At 69.4% G+C, this 14,646-nt stretch carries 11 protein-coding genes; all 11 read left to right on the top strand.

Features of this window, described 5'->3' with window-relative positions:
• Positions 1 to 25 precede the first annotated feature (25 nt).
• The 11 genes from AB0O07_RS02855 to AB0O07_RS02805 all read left to right on the top strand — a co-directional run bounded on the left by AB0O07_RS02855 (position 26) and on the right by AB0O07_RS02805 (position 14,634).
• Positions 26 to 781, top strand: coding sequence for a hypothetical protein (locus tag AB0O07_RS02855; RefSeq protein ID WP_365625808.1), 756 nt, complete (start codon positions 26 to 28; stop codon positions 779 to 781).
• Complete coding sequence (locus AB0O07_RS02850) at positions 774 to 1,562, top strand: hypothetical protein (RefSeq protein ID WP_365625805.1); 789 nt, start codon at positions 774 to 776, stop codon at positions 1,560 to 1,562. Before AB0O07_RS02855 ends, AB0O07_RS02850 begins: the two co-directional genes overlap by 8 nt.
• 4 nt (positions 1,563 to 1,566) lie before the next feature.
• Positions 1,567 to 2,460: a DUF4255 domain-containing protein gene (locus tag AB0O07_RS02845; RefSeq protein ID WP_365625802.1), complete on the top strand. Its 894-nt coding sequence runs from the start codon at positions 1,567 to 1,569 to the stop codon at positions 2,458 to 2,460.
• A 32-nt stretch (positions 2,461 to 2,492) separates the two neighbouring features.
• The gene (locus AB0O07_RS02840; protein ID WP_365625799.1) at positions 2,493 to 4,511 is read left to right on the top strand and encodes an ATP-binding protein; all 2,019 of its coding nucleotides are present in this window, start codon (positions 2,493 to 2,495) and stop codon (positions 4,509 to 4,511) included.
• Positions 4,502 to 4,822 carry a hypothetical protein gene (locus AB0O07_RS02835; protein ID WP_365625796.1) on the top strand — a complete coding sequence of 107 codons (321 nt, stop codon included), beginning with the start codon at positions 4,502 to 4,504 and terminating at the stop codon, positions 4,820 to 4,822. Before AB0O07_RS02840 ends, AB0O07_RS02835 begins: the two co-directional genes overlap by 10 nt.
• Complete coding sequence (locus AB0O07_RS02830) at positions 4,819 to 11,166, top strand: DUF4157 domain-containing protein (protein WP_365625793.1); 6,348 nt, start codon at positions 4,819 to 4,821, stop codon at positions 11,164 to 11,166. The genes AB0O07_RS02835 and AB0O07_RS02830 overlap by 4 nt, the downstream gene beginning before the upstream one ends.
• A 7-nt stretch (positions 11,167 to 11,173) precedes the next feature.
• Positions 11,174 to 11,839 (top strand): hypothetical protein, encoded by a 666-nt coding sequence (locus tag AB0O07_RS02825; protein WP_365625790.1) that lies wholly within the window; start codon positions 11,174 to 11,176, stop codon positions 11,837 to 11,839.
• On the top strand, positions 11,836 to 12,534 hold the full coding sequence (locus AB0O07_RS02820; protein WP_365625787.1) for a hypothetical protein: 699 nt from the start codon (positions 11,836 to 11,838) through the stop codon (positions 12,532 to 12,534). Before AB0O07_RS02825 ends, AB0O07_RS02820 begins: the two co-directional genes overlap by 4 nt.
• Positions 12,535 to 12,540: 6 nt before the next feature.
• Positions 12,541 to 12,915 (top strand): hypothetical protein, encoded by a 375-nt coding sequence (locus AB0O07_RS02815; protein ID WP_365625784.1) that lies wholly within the window; start codon positions 12,541 to 12,543, stop codon positions 12,913 to 12,915.
• Positions 12,908 to 14,047: a hypothetical protein gene (locus tag AB0O07_RS02810; protein ID WP_365625781.1), complete on the top strand. Its 1,140-nt coding sequence runs from the start codon at positions 12,908 to 12,910 to the stop codon at positions 14,045 to 14,047. Before AB0O07_RS02815 ends, AB0O07_RS02810 begins: the two co-directional genes overlap by 8 nt.
• Before the next feature lie 62 nt (positions 14,048 to 14,109).
• Entirely contained in the window at positions 14,110 to 14,634 is a 525-nt protein-coding gene (locus tag AB0O07_RS02805; protein WP_365625778.1) for a phage baseplate assembly protein V, read from the top strand.
• Positions 14,635 to 14,646: the final 12 nt, after the last annotated feature.

Raw genomic sequence — 14,646 nt, 5'->3', positions numbered from 1 at the left:
CGGACCGGGCAGGGAGGAACGAGGGATGACTCCGACAGGCCCCGCCGAGCTGCTCGCCACCTGGGAGGCCGGGCTGGCGCGGCAGGACACCTCCGGGCAGGCCAGGTCGCTGCTCCTGCACCAAGCGGCCCGGCCCGGGGCGGCCACCGAGGCGCTGCTGGCGATGCCCGTCGGCGAGCGGGAGGCCGACCTGTTCGCGCTGCGCCGTGCGCTCTTCGGCGAGCGGATGCAGGTCAGGGTGGAGTGCGCCGCGTGCGACGCGCCCATGGAGTTCGACCTCGACGCGACGGTGTTCGGCGCCCGGGGCCCGGGCCGGGAGGGGCCGCTGCGGGTGGCGGAGGGCGAGTGGGTGGTCGAGTTCCGGCCGCCCACCGTCGCCGACCTCGCGGCGGCCGGGCGCGCGGCCGACGCGGCCGAGGCGCGCCGGACGTTGGTGGCGCGGTGCACCGTATCGGCGCTGCGGGACGGGGAGTTGGTCCCGGCGGAGCGGCTGGCCGCGCTGCTCCCGGCCGAGGTGGAACGCCGGCTGGCCGAGGCGGCGCGGGAGGCCGATCCGGCGGCCGAGGTGACCCTGACGGTGAACTGTCCGGAGTGCGGCGGGGCGACCCCCGCCGAGCTGGACATCTCCTCGTACCTCTGGACGGAACTCGACACCTGGGCGAGGGACGTGCTGCTCGATGTGCATCTGCTCGCCACCGCCTACGGGTGGAGCGAGCCGGAGATCCTGGCGCTCAGCCCGCTGCGGCGCCGTTACTACCTGGAGCTGTGCGCGGATGGCTGACTACTTCGACCGGCTGCTGGCCCGGTACACCCCGGTCGCGGCGGCCGACGGCGGGGCCGGTGCGGGCGGCGACGGTACGGGCGAGGGCGGTACCGGTGGTACGGGTACGGGCGGGATGGCGCGGGTGCGGCCCCGGCTGCCCGGCCCGTTCGAGCGCGTCGAGGCGCTGCGTACGGCGCCGCCCGAGCCCGACGCGCCCGCCTCCCTCCTCCCCACGGCACCCCAGCCCGCCTTCGGCCCGGCCGAGTCGGTCCGGCACGAGCGCGAGGTGCGCACGGACCGCCACACGGTCGTACGGGCGGCGGAGCCCCCCGGGGACGGCCTGGACGGCCGCACTCCCCCGGCCGTACCCCGTGGCGGGCCGGACCCGCGCCCGTCGGCCCGCCCTTCGGCCACGGTCCCGGTACGGCGCGGGGGCGACGGCGAGGGCGCGCGTACCGCACGGCGGACGGCGGACGGCGAGCCCGCCGGGCCCTCCCCGGCCCTGCTCGCACCTCCTGGGCTCTCCGCCCCGCCCGCTCCCCCGCCCCTCGCCGGGCGGACACGGCCGCGTGACACCGACACGGCGGCGGTACGGGGCGCGGCCCAGGCGGGGGCGGGGCGCCGGACGTCCCGGCCCGCCGAGCGCGTGGTGCATGTGCAGATCGGCCGGCTGGAGGTGAGCGCGGCGCCCCCGCCGGCCGCGCCGCGCCCGGCCGCCGACCGCCCGGGGCCCGCCGGACGGCGGGCGCCCGTACTGACGCTGGACGACTATCTGGCCCGCGGCGAGAGGAGCAACTGAGCCCATGAGCAACGCACTTGCCGTCGCGACGGTCACCCAGGCACTGGCCCTGCTGATCGGGAACAACCTGTCCCCCGAGATGGACATCGCGGTGACGGTGGAGACCCGCAAACCGCCCGCCGAGCCGCCGGCCGAACCGACGATCAACGTCTTCCTGTACCAGGTCACACCGAACCCGTCGATGCGCCACACCGACCTGCCGACCCGCGCCTCGGACGGCACCCTGGTCAACCGCCCGGCGGCGGCGCTGGATCTGCACTATCTGATCAGCGCGTACGGGGACGAGGCGACGCTGGTCGGGCAGCGGCTGATCGGGGCCGTGGTCCGGACGCTGCACGAAATCCCTGTACTGCCGCAGGAGTTGATCGAGCTGGCGGCGGAGCGCCCGTATCTGACCGGGAGCGATCTGGCGGAGTCCGCGCAGCGGGTGCGGTTCACCCCGACCGTGATGGACATCGACGAGACGTCGAAGCTCTGGGGGATGCTCCACCAGACCCCGTACACCCTGTCGGTGGCGTACCAGGCGTCGCTGGTGCTGATCGAGGGCCGGGAGCGGCCGGTCCCGGCGAAGCCGGTGGAGCGGCGGACGGTGCGGGTGGTGCCGACGGTGGCACGGCCGGGGGGTCCGGTGGGGGCCGAGGGTGCCGGGGCGGAGGGCGCCGATCCGGAGGCGAAGGCGACTGCCCCGGCTCCGGCAGCGGCACCGGCACCGGTCCCGGTTCCGGCCAAGCGGGCGGCCTCGAAGCGCGCGGCGGGGAAGCGGGCGGCCGGGAAGCAGGCCGCTGGGCAGCAGACCGCCGGGAAGCGGGCGGCGTCCACCTCCCGTACCCGCAAGGCCGCCCGGTCACGTACGGCCGAACCCCGGCCGGACACGGGTGACGACGGCAAGGAGAGCTGAGGGACGTGCGCGGAACGGGGGCGGGTGAAGGCATGGGAACGGGTACGGCTGCGGGTACGGCGGAGAAGGCGGCGGGCCGGGCGCTGACCGGGGCGGTACGCGCGGTACTCGCCCGGGTGGACGCCCATGCGCGCCGCGCGCGGCCGGAGGAGAGTTCACCGCCGGAAGCGGAACCGGCGTCGGCGGCGGAACCAGCGTCGGCGGCGGGACCGGCAACCGCGTCGGTGCCCACACCTGGACCGGCCCCCCTCCCCACCCCTCTCAAGGCGCTGGCGTCCTGCTTCGGGCTCACCGGCTTCGAGTGCGAGGTGGTGCTGCTGGCCGCGGCGGCGGAGCTGGACCCGACGACGGGCGCCCGGTGCGCGGCGGCGAGCGGGGCGCGGGAGCGGGCGTATCCGACGTTCTCCCTCGCGCTGGCCGCGCTCACGGAGCCGCACTGGAGCGCGCTGACCCCGGTCGGGCCGCTGCGCCGCTGGCGGCTGGTGGAGCTGGACGAGGAGACACACCTCACCACCTCCCGGCTCCGGCTGGACGAGCGCATCCTGCACTTCCTGGCCGGATCGCCGTACCTGGACGCCCGGTTGCACGGGCTGCTGCGCCGCGTACCGGTACCGGAGGGGCTGCCCGAGGCGTACGGCGCCGCGGCGGACCGGGTCGCCGCCGGGTGGACGGACGGTGGCGTCGGGGCGCCGCCACGGGTCGAGCTGGTGGGCGGCGAGGAGCGTTCGCGGGCCGATATCGCGGCGGAGGCGGCGGACCGTTCGGGGCTGGGCCTGTACGCGCTGTCGGCGGCCGACCTGCCCACGGCACCGGCCGAGCGCGACCGGCTGGCACGGCTCTGGCAGCGGGAGGCGGTACTGCTGCCGGCCGCGCTGCTGGTGGAGGTCGGCGACGGCCTCGACCGTGAACAGGCGGGCGCGGCCGACGCGTTCGTCGAGAGCACGGCGGTGCCGCTCTGTGTCGCCAGTACGGACCCCCGGCCGAGCGAACGCCGCCGGGGCGAGCGGGTGACCGTACCGGCGCTCGACGCGGCGGAACAACTGGGCATGTGGACCCGGGCGTTCGCCGATGTACCGGACGTGGCGGAGGACGATCTCCGCGATCTGGTGGAGCAGTTCTCCCTCCCGCCGCATCTCATCAGATCGGCCGGGGCCTCCGTCGTACGGAACCTGCCGCACTCCGGGGGCACGGGCGCCATGGAGCTGGCGTGGCAGGCGGGTCTGGCGGAGGCCCGGATGGGCATGGACGAGCTGGGCCGGCGGATCGAGCCGCAGGCGTCCTGGAACGATCTGGTGCTGGCGGAACGGCAGTTGAGGATCCTGCGGGAGACGGTGGCGCATGTACGGCAGCGGGCCACCGTGTACCAGGAGTGGGGTTTCGAGGCGACGCTGCGCCGGGGCCTGGGGGTCACGGCACTCTTCGCGGGCGGGTCCGGCACCGGAAAGACCCTGGCCGCCGAGGTGATGGCGAGGGAACTCGGGCTGGATCTCTTCATCATCGACCTGTCGCAGGTGGTCAGCAAGTACATCGGGGAGACCGAGAAGAATCTGCGCAAGGTCTTCGACGCGGCCGAACGCGGCGGCGCGCTGCTGCTGTTCGACGAGGCGGACGCGCTCTTCGGCAAGCGCAGCGAGGTGAAGGACAGCCACGACCGGTACGCCAACCTGGAGGTCAGCTATCTGCTGATGCGGATGGAGGCGTACCGGGGCCTGGCGATCCTCACCACCAATATGAAGCAGGCGCTGGACACGGCGTTCCTGCGCCGGATCCGCTTCGTCGTCGACTTCCCGTTCCCCGGCGAGGCCGAACGGGCCGAGATCTGGCGGCGGGTGCTACCGGAGCGGGCCCCGGTGAAGGGCGTCGACCCCGCTCTGCTGGCCCGGCTGACGGTGGCGGGCGGCTCGATCCGCAATATCGCGCTCTCCGGGGCCTTTCTGGCGGCGGAGGAGGGCGACCGCCTCCAGATGCGCCACATGCTGGAGGCGGCGCGCACCGAATACCTCAAGCTGGACCGGTCGTTGACGCCTTCGGAGGTCCAGGGATGGGTCTGAACGGAGCACGGTACGACAGGACTCCACACCCCGCGTCGGTACGGGTGGACATCGCCGAACTCTCCCTGACCGGCTTCGGACCGCTGGACCCGGAGCGCGTATCGGCCGCGTTCGAGGCGGAGTTGGCCCGGCTCGTACACGTACACGGCGTACCGCTGGCGACGGAGGGCGGGCGCTCTCTGGACACCCTCACGGCCCTCCCCCCGCTTCCCGCGACGGCCTCCCCGCGCCGCCTGGGCGAGGCGCTGGCGCGGGCGGTGCACGCGGGCCTCTCCGGCCGTGGCGAGGCAGAGGGAGGGCCTGTCCGATGAGCACCCGCGAGGCCTCGTCCTCCTCCCAGGAGGCCCGTTCGGCGGCGGAGGCGAAGCGCCGCAAGCGCAAGGAGCGCACGGCGGCCTCCCGTACCCCCGAGCCGAAGGACATCGTCAGCGGCGCGGGCCAGCCGCTGGACCTGAGCGTACGCCGCGAGCTGGAGGAACAGCTCGGCCACGACCTCGGCCGCGTACGCCTCCACACCGACCGCGACGCGGGTGCCCTCACCGGCCTGCTGGGCGCCGACGCGGTGGCGGTGGGCCAGGACATCTTCTTCCGCGAGGGCACCTACCGCCCCGGCACGGCGGACGGCCGGCGCCTGCTGGCCCATGAGCTGCTCCACACCCTCCAGAACCCGCACGGCCTCGGCACCCTGCGCGCCGGCCGCGACCTGGGCGCGGTGAGCCTCCCGCACGAGCCGATGGAGCGCGAGGCGGAGTCGGCGGCGCAGGCCCTCGTAAGGGACGAGGAGCGCGGCCCCGAGGCGGCCCCGGAGATCGGGCCGGCCCCGTCCGCCACTCCGGGGTGGCTCCGCTACGCGACGGTGGACGCGGACCGGAACCGGATGGAGCGGATCGATCCGGCGACGCTGGTGGACCGGCTGGCGAACGGTGTGGTGCGTTCGCTGCGCGGCGATCCGCAGGACCGGTCGAAGCGGACGCGTCTGCAACTGTCGCGGATGTCCGAGGAGTTGCAGGACGCGGTGGTGGAGCGGCTGGAGACCAGGCTGCTGACCCCGGAGCACGAGCGGCTGCTCGATCTGGTCGACGACGTCGCGTACGAGGGCGAGCCGGAGCTGAGCGCGCTGGAGGCGCCGGCCGTGGAGCCGGACCCGGCGGCGGAGTGGTGGTACGAGGAGGAGAGGGAGCGGGAGCGCCGTTCGGAGGCGGAGCGGGAGGCCCGGGAGCGGGCGGACCAGCAGGCCGAGGAGGAGCGGGAGGCGCGGCGGCTGGAGTCTCCGGAGCAGGTCGCGGAGTCGGTCGCCTCGCCGGAGCGGACCCCGGCCCCCGCGAAGAGGCAAAAGGCGGGGAAGGCGGGCGCGCCCCGGGGCACCGCCGCCCAGGCCGGTACGAACACGTCGTCCGGCGGGGGCGGGGGCGGGGGCTCGCAGGGGTCGGCTGTGCGGAGCGCGGCGGACACCTCCGCCTCGTCCGGCGGCGCGGGCGGCGGCATGTCGGGCGCGTCGACGTCGGCGTCGGCGGACGCGGCGTCGACGAGTGCGGAGGCACAGGGGCAGGCGCAGGAGTCGGCTCCGGCGGCGAGCAAGGAGGAGTCGGCCGCCAAGAACCGTACGGGCGCGGTGGAGCCGGCGGTGGCGGACCGCCCGCCGAAGCAGGAGGACCGGAACGGCCGGGAGAAGGAGACCGGTTCACCGACGGCGCCCGGGAAGGACGCCGAACTGCCGGGCCCGCTCTCCACGTTGGAGGGGGCACGCAACCAGGACATCGAGGCTCCCGAGGAGAGCCCGGAGGAGGACCCGTTCGGGGCGGGCGGCGAGTCGGAGGTGGAGGTCGGCGGCGGGGAGAAGAGCGCCTGGGACGTCAAGCTCCAGCCGGAGGACTTCCTTCCCGCGCAGGACCTGGACGTCTCCGCCGTACCGACGGCGGACACACTGGACCCGTCGTCGTCGGCCACCCCGCCGATGCCGAGCTTCCCCGCCCCGCCGCCGACCAGGGCCGATCAGGTGCAGGCGGACCGGGACGCGGAGGACGCCGAGGACGCGGCGGCGGAGGCCGAGGCGGAGTCACAGCCCCCGGAGCCCGCCGAGGACACCCAGGATCTGGTGGCGGAGCCGGACGATTCCCAGGCCCGCCCGGCGGACGAGGGACCGGGCACGGATCTGTCGGCGCCCGTACCGGTGCCCGCGCCCGGGTCCGCGTCGAAGGACCCGAAGAGCGGGGCGGACCCGAAGGCGGGCCCGGTCGCCGCGCAGATGACGGTGGCGGAGGCAACGGGCGGCACGTCGGAACCCGGCACGGGCACGACGGGTGCCACGGGCGCGGCGTCGGTCGCCGGCGGCACCGGGGCCGGTGGGGCCGAGTCGGCGGGCGGCCAGGCGAAGGCGTCCCCGGCGGCGGTCGCCGGCACGTCGGCGGCGCCGGAGTCCGGGGCGAGTCAGGAACGTAAAACCACACCCCCGGCCGCCGCGCCGGGGCCCGCGGCGCCGGCCCCGGAGACATCAGCCGCCCCCGCGTCCTCTTCCCCCTCCCCGACAAGTTCCCCAGAACCATCCGCCCCAGCTCCCCCCACTGCCCCACCTCCCCCGCCCTCCCCCGAGCCGGTCGCGTCGCACGCCCCGTCGACGAAGGCCAGGCGGACCGCTCCGGCGCCCACCCCGGCGAAGGCGCCGCAGGGCAGGGGTGCGGGCGGGGCCGGTGGCGCGGGTGCCAAGGCCATGGGCGCGGCGAAGGGGAAGAAAAAGGCGGCCGCGGCGCCCGACCTGTCGGCGGCCACACCGGAGGCGGGCCTGTCCACGGCGTCAAAACTCAAGCCGCATCTGGCGGCCGAGGCCATGTCGGGTGTGAGCGGCGCGGTGGACCGTACCGTCGACGACGAGCACAAGACGCTGGCCGCGTCGCCGCCCGCGATGCAGCGCCCGTCGGGCGCGCCGCAGACGCTCCAGGGCGCGCCGAGCACCGATGCGCCGGCCCAGTACTCCGAGGACCCGGCGCAGAAGTCCGAGGCTCCGGAGGGTGAGGACGCCGAGGTCACGGGCGCCAAGGAGCCCGAGGGCGAGATCGAGGCGGAGAAGGCCGAGGAGCCGGGCGGCTGGGACACGTTCAAGATGGCGCTGGGCTTCATCGGCGGCAAGGTCGTGAACGCGGTCGCGGGCTTCTTCGGCGCCGACGAGCCCGTGGTCGACCCCCAGGAGCTGGCCGCGAAGTTCGCCGGCCTGCCGACCAAGGACGAGGCGCTGAAGCAGGCCCAGGCGGGCAACGCGCCGGGCGTGGACATGCAGGGGGCGGCGGGCGAGACCTCCTCCGAACAGGGGACGAGTGTCGACGCCAAGGGCCAGGAGACCCTGGCGACGGGCCGCGACGACGCCGCCCGCGACCTGGGCGAGCACCAGGTCTACCCGGACGCTCCCGCGGAGCGGATGGCGGCGAAGATCCCGGGCGGGAAGGGCGGCGGGGGCGGCACCCCGAAGAGCGGCGCACCGTCCGGTTCGGTACCCCCGGAGGCGCTGTCGGAGGTCGCCGAGCACGAGCGCGCGGACGAGTTCCAGGCCGCGTTCACCGATGGCCAGAAGGACATGTCCGACGAGCGGCAGACCAAGGACGACGACTCCCGTACCGCTCAGGAGAAGCACAAGCAGCAGGTCGAGAAGGAGATCCAGGCCAACACCAAGAGCCAGACGAACGAACGCGACAAGGCCCTGGCCGAGGTCACGTCGGAGCGTACGGACTGGCGCGAGGAGCAGGACGAAGAGCTCAGGACGCTCGGCACGAAGAAGACCGACAAGCAGGACCAGGTCCGCAAGGACGTGGAGAAGAAGGAAGAGGACACCGACAAGGACGTCGATCAGGAGAAGGAGGACAGCGACAAGAAGATCCAGGACGAGAACACCAAAGCCGAGGAGGACGCGGAGAAGAAGCGCGACGACAGCGTCGACGAGTCGGGCAACTGGGTCACCAAGGCCTTCGACTGGATCAAGCAGAAGGTCATCGAGATCAAGAACGCGATCGTGCGCGTCATCCGGGAGGCGCGCGACGCGGTCATCGGCTTCATCGAGAACTTCAAGGAGAGGGTAGAGGGCTGGATCAACGCGGCGCGCACGCTGATCGTCGACGCGATCAAGAACCTGATCGACGATCTGATCGAGTTCGCCAAGTCGATGGTGCGGGCGGTGATCGAGCTGGCCAACCGGATCCGGACCTTCATCACCAATCTGATCGAGTCGGCGATCGCCCTCGTCCAGGAGCTGGCCAACGCCCTGAAGCAGATCGTCTCCGACCTGCTGGACGCGATCGGCAAGATGCTGAGCGGCATCCTCGACTTCCTGAAGAAGATGCTCCAGGCGGTCGTGGACGCGGTCGTGAGCGTGGTGAAGCAGGTCCTGGACTTCGCGTCCCAGCTCCTCAGCGCCCTGGGCGACTGGATGATGATCGCGGTCGACTTCCTGATGGACCCGGGCGGCTGGCTGAGCGGCGCGGGCAACTCCGCGGTGGACGGCGCGAAGAACCACCTGTTCCAGGAAGTCAAGACGGCCGTCATGCAGTGGTTCCAGGACAAGATCCAGGAAATCATCGGCGTCCCGAAGGCCACCTTGGACAAGCTGGTCAAGGGCGGCATGACGATGTCGGAGATCGTCCAGGAGGCCTGGGAAGCGGTCGTCCCCCAACTCCCCCTGATCATCGGCGAACTGGTCATCACGAAGGTAGTGGCCAAACTGATCCCCGGCGCAGGCTGGGCCCTGGCGGTCATCGACGCCATCCGCACCGCCTGGGGCGCCCTGAGCGCCATCCTCAGCGCCCTCGGCCTGGTCCTGGACTGGCTGAAGTCCGTACGCCTGGGCGGCGCCGGCCTCCTCTTCGCCAAGGCGGTGGCCGCCGGCGTAGTAGCCCTCCTGGAAGTCCTCTACCAGGCCCTCCTGACCGGCATAGGCAAATACGTCTCCAAGGTAGGCCGCCGCCTCAAGGGCGTAGCCGCCAACCTGGGCAAGCCGAAGCCCGCAAAGCCGGCCGGCGGTTCATCCGCACCGGCCGACGGCACCAACAACCAGAACACCCCCCGCCCCGAATCAAAGCCAGACACCCAGCCCTCACCCCACCCAACCTCCAGCACGGCCCCCAAACCCTCCACCACCCCCGCCAAGCCATCCGTTCCAAAGCCAGACCTCAACAAACCCCCAACAGTCACACCTGACCCCAAGCCTAAAGACACGAGCGACGAAAAGAAGCCTACGCCGCACGACAGCAAGAACGACATCCCTAAAGGAAAGGAAAACGACACACCAGACACCCATCCAACATTTTCACCCAATAAGCCCAAGCCAAGAAATCAACCAAAAACAAAGCCGGACACGGAGACGAAAACGAAACCGAAGGAAGGATCTCCAAACAGCCTCAAACCCAATAACACCGAAAGTCCCGGAAAGTCAAAATCCACCGAAAACGCCGAGAGAAAGCGTACATCGACGGCGGACCACGACAGCCCACACGGACGGCCCCCTAAGAACGACAAAAACAGGCCCGGAAAGCCAAAATCCACCACAGAAAAGCGTGGCCCAGGAAGACCCAAGCCCAAATCAGAAAAAGACAGGAAGAAAAAAGAGGAGAACTCAAGGGAGTCGAAGGACGATCAGCTACGCAAGATCGTGGCACGCATACGACCCAAATTGCACGATCGGATGCACAACGGCCTTCCCCGCTCATCCTTCCTCAGTCTTCTCAGTTCGATGAAGCTCTACTACAGGCTCACCGGGCTTTCGCCAGTCGGCGGAGATCCGTTCACCATCGTGGCATCTCTGAACCCGTCACGCCCAGTGCTGGGCGGAGACTACTCAGAGCCTCGTTCTCAACCTTCGGCCTACCCCAATCCCCCTGGGGCACCGAGACCGATCAACGACATGCCCAAGCCTAAACTCCCCAGTTTTCACGGTGGCAGGGCCAGCACAATCAGCGCCGAGTTCCTCAGCAAACGACGCAGAACAAAAGGAACCCCGCCCCGCAGCAGCCCACCCGGCTGGGATTACATTACGGATCCCACACGCAAACTCCAGCAAGGCGGAGCCTGGGTTCGGGCACACCTCCTCCCGGAGCGTCTCGGAGGAGAGGGAACCGAGAACAATCTCGTACCGGCACGTCGAGCGGTGAACAAGGACCTCGAACTCGGGATAGAAGAACCGGCATGGGACGCTTTCGGAAACAAATTCAAAGCCCCCATCTGGTACGAATCCAGGGTGAAATTTGGCAACCCATCACCTGTCGCAGATATTCCAACGTACATACGCTCTACCTTCGGCCAGTACAAAAAGATAAAGGGAATAGGAAGGAACCGAAGCGACTGGCAACGAAAGAGCGCAACGACGACTCTCGGGCTCGACCTCATACCGCCACAGGTAGACGAAAAGAAAAAGCTCTGGATCAACACCTACGGGGCCACACAAATCCGCAAATGGCTCAAGGTTCCCATATCAGTGGGAGAGCACATCGTGGATGAGCGTTCCAAACAATCCGGGCGCCAATTCACTTCAATGCGCGATTTCGTGTCGAGCATGCGCACGAGACGGAACAACGGCAGGGCAGGAACACTGCTTAAACTAGAGGATGCAATCAGCCAACTAAGAACACTCCAAAATAAAGGGAAAGTCGGCTGGGATCCGCTACACAAGGAAAAGTGAGGTTTGCGTGTTTCCATACGATCAACGCCTATCCAAGGTCGCCGACGAATTGCGCGAATCACCATACTTCGAAATCATACATGAGGAAGTAGGACCAGGAGGCCCAGACAAAGATCCGACAGGAATCTTTGAACTGATGAAAGAAGAAGGATTTCCGCTCACCGAAAAACTCAAGGAATCATATTTTCCTTACCGATACAGAGCTCTACACTGGCGCGCCACAGACACGAAAATTCCACTCTTCGGCGAATTCAATGTCATGAACATCGACGCCGCCAGCGAAGTCATGATCCCGGTGCAAGATTTCGCCTGGAAAAAGAGCGACGAAGGGCTACTTTCCGGACTCTCCATCCTCGACGACATTTCACGAGGCGGAGGAGGACAACTGGCCACCATGAGGTTCCTCACGGGGGTTCCCAGTCCGGAAATTTGGTTCCTCGACAGATTTCACACCTTCGTCAAACTCGACCTGGACTATCGCAGCTACCTCGACAATCTCATCGTCACGAAAGGCATCACCGGCTGGCAGTACCTCTTCGCCGATGTCTCACTCAGTGCCAGCGAGTACGACTCCACTCTGGAGAGCATAAGGACAATGCTTCAGATCCTTCCAGAGCATTTTCCCAGTTACGACTACGAACCGTTGAAGGGGCGTCTGGAGGCTCGCCTGTGACCCGGTACGCTGATATACCCAAGCCTATTCGCTCCGGGATCGTCATTGTCGATCCCGAGCGCGGCACCCCGCAGCGCATTATCGTGTTGCAGTTCAACCCCGACACCCTGGAGCGTTCCGTCGCGCCTCAGGCTGCCGGGGGGAGTGGGGATTCTGGTGGGGGAGGGAGTGGGAGTGGGGATCGGAATGAAGCTCTGCGGTTGAAGGGGCCGGCCGAGGAGACGTGGAAGTTCACGGCTGAGATCGATGCCACCGATCAATTTGAGGTGGCGGCGCCTGATGGGATTCACCCTCAACTTGCTGTGCTGGAGATGTTGGTGCAGCCCACTACCGCGCAGCTTCGGGCCGCTTCGAAGTTGGCTCAGAACGGGACCATTGAGATCAGTCCGATTGAGACGCCGCTCACTCTTTTTACGTGGGGCAGCAAGCGGGTCATGCCTGTGCGGTTGACCGAGTTGTCGGTCAATGAGTCGGCCTTTGATGTCAATCTCAACCCGATTCGGGCCAGTCTCAGTATCGGGCTCAAGGTGCTGACCGTCAGTGATCTGCCGGCCGGGCATCGGGGGGCCGAGTTGTATCTCGCTCACCTGGCGCAGAAGGAGCGGCTGGCCGCAGCCGCCGCCGGGGGGCAGCTCGGGAGTCTCGGGCTGAGTGGTGGTGTCGGCTTCGGGGCCGGTGCCGGGATGGGGAGGTAGGGCGTCGTGATCGAGCCGTTCGAGAGTGCTCTGGACGCGATACCGGGAGGACATCCTTATCCCCGGGACAGCCGGTATCACGATGCCGCGATGTCGGTGCATGTGCGGGAGGACGGGACCGAGGTCCGGTATGTCGGGCGGCGGTTGTTGCCGGCGATTGATCCGGGGCAGCCGGTGAACTCGGTTCACACGGTGAGCAGCGGTGAGCGGGTCGATCAGCTCGGGCAGCGGTATTTCGGGGATCCGGGCCAGTGGTGGCAGATCGCCGATGCCAATCCGGTGCTCGATCCCCGGGAGCTGACCGCCGAGCCGGGCAGCTCCCTTGAGGTGCCCTTGGCCGGCGGGTTCTCCGCGAGCCCTCCCGGGGGTGGCCGTGGCTGATGAGCCTGTGGGGAATGGGCCAGTGCATCTCACCTTGTACATGGGGCCCCAGCTCACCCGGCCCGTGCCGGCCGAGGTGAGTGAGGCCCTGCTGTCCGCGCAGATCACCACCACCGCGGGGGAACGGAGCGGGTTCCAGATCGCGTTCGATCTGACCAAGACCGGGGTGATCAATCGGCGGTTGCTGCCTGAGGGGTTTTTCGATCCTCGGACCCGGGTCATTCTCAGCGCCGCCGTCAAAGGCGTGGTCACTGTTCTGCTCGACGGGCTGATCGTGCGGCAGGAGGTCGGGGCGAGCAATCAGCCGGGGCAGACCACCCTCACCATCACCGGCGAGGACCTCACCCTGCTGATGGATCTGGAGGAGCGGACCGACCGGTATCCCAATCTCGCGCCTTCCCAGCGGGTCGAGAGAATTCTGGGGAAGTATGCCGATTACGGGATCGACACCCGTATTGTTCGCGAGCAGATTCAGCAGCCGCCTCGCGAGCAGTGGCGCGTCGACTATCAGACCGGGACCGATCTCCAGTATGTGAATGAGCTGGCGAAGGCGAACGGGTTCACGTTCTATCTCGAACCCGGGCCCCGCCCGGGGCGGTCCGTCGCGTTCTGGGGGCCCGAGCAGCGCCTCGGGCAGCGGCAGCACGCGCTCAACGTCAATATGGACAACAACTCCACCGTCGACCAGCTCACCTTCGCGTACGACGGGACCGCTCGCGAGGAGCCGCAGGCGCGCGTCCAGAATCCGCGCACCCGCGACATCACCCTGCTCGGCCAGCCCGACATCAGTCCGCTCCGGCCACCGCTGGGCCGGCGCGCCACGCCCGCGCTCAAACGCAAGACCCTGTCCGGGACCGCCAAGAAGGACCCGGGGCAGGCCGAGGCGGAGGCCCTGGCGCGCGCCGCCACCTCCGCCGACGCCATCTCCGGCTCCGGCTCGCTGGACGTGAACCGGCACGGGTACATCCTGCGCCCGCGCGAGCTGGTCGGGGTGCGGGGCGCCGGGGTGACGTACGACGGCGACTACTACGTCAAGTCCGTCACCCACAACCTCAGGCCCGGCTCGTACCAGCAGAACTTCACGCTCTCCCGCGAGGGGCTCATCGCCCGGTCCACCACTGTCCGTCCCTAGTGCCCTTCCCCGCCACGGGCGAGGAAGAAGAGTTCAGCCGATCAGACCAGGAGCTACTTCGTATGGCGGCACCGAACAACCGCTTCCTCGGCAAGTTCCGGGGCCGGGTCATCGACAACAGGGATCCGCTGCGAATCGGCAGGATCACGGCCCAGGTGCCGGATGTGCTCGGTGACGAGGCGTCCACCTGGGCGCTGCCCTGTCTGCCGTTCACCGGGCGCCAGTCGGGCCAGTACGTCGTGCCGGAGATCGGCGCCGGGGTGTGGATGGAGTTCGAGCAGGGGGACCCCAGTTTCCCCATCTGGTCGGGGAGTTGGTACGGGGATGTCGCGGAGCTGCCGCCGCGTGCCGCCGCCGAACTGCCGGGCTCGCAGCCGGTGGTGATCCAGACACCCGGCAATCACAAGCTGGTGATGTCGGACGTGCCCGGCGGTACCGGGATTCTGCTGGAGGCCCGGGGCGGCGCGTACATCCGGATCGACGAGAAGGGCGTGACCATCGGCAACGGCGCGGGCGCGGTCATCGAGCTGATCGGGGACGAGGTCAGCATCAACGGGGGGCGGCTGATCGTGCCCAAGGGCCCGTGAACTCGGCGGTGG

Origin of the sequence: Streptomyces sp. NPDC093085 (genome assembly GCF_040683935.1) — a bacterium.
GTDB lineage: Bacteria > Actinomycetota > Actinomycetes > Streptomycetales > Streptomycetaceae > Streptomyces.
Note: the sequence above shows the minus strand (reverse complement) of the source record. Positions and strands in the feature narration are given on the sequence as shown.

Coding starts and splice junctions, on each gene's coding strand:
- AB0O07_RS02855 (WP_365625808.1), top strand. CDS start 26: ATGACTCCGACAGGCCCCGCCGAGCTGCTCGCCACCTGGGAGGCCGGG.
- AB0O07_RS02830 (WP_365625793.1), top strand. CDS start 4,819: ATGAGCACCCGCGAGGCCTCGTCCTCCTCCCAGGAGGCCCGTTCGGCG.
- AB0O07_RS02845 (WP_365625802.1), top strand. CDS start 1,567: ATGAGCAACGCACTTGCCGTCGCGACGGTCACCCAGGCACTGGCCCTG.
- AB0O07_RS02840 (WP_365625799.1), top strand. CDS start 2,493: ATGGGAACGGGTACGGCTGCGGGTACGGCGGAGAAGGCGGCGGGCCGG.
- AB0O07_RS02850 (WP_365625805.1), top strand. CDS start 774: ATGGCTGACTACTTCGACCGGCTGCTGGCCCGGTACACCCCGGTCGCG.
- AB0O07_RS02835 (WP_365625796.1), top strand. CDS start 4,502: ATGGGTCTGAACGGAGCACGGTACGACAGGACTCCACACCCCGCGTCG.
- AB0O07_RS02805 (WP_365625778.1), top strand. CDS start 14,110: ATGGCGGCACCGAACAACCGCTTCCTCGGCAAGTTCCGGGGCCGGGTC.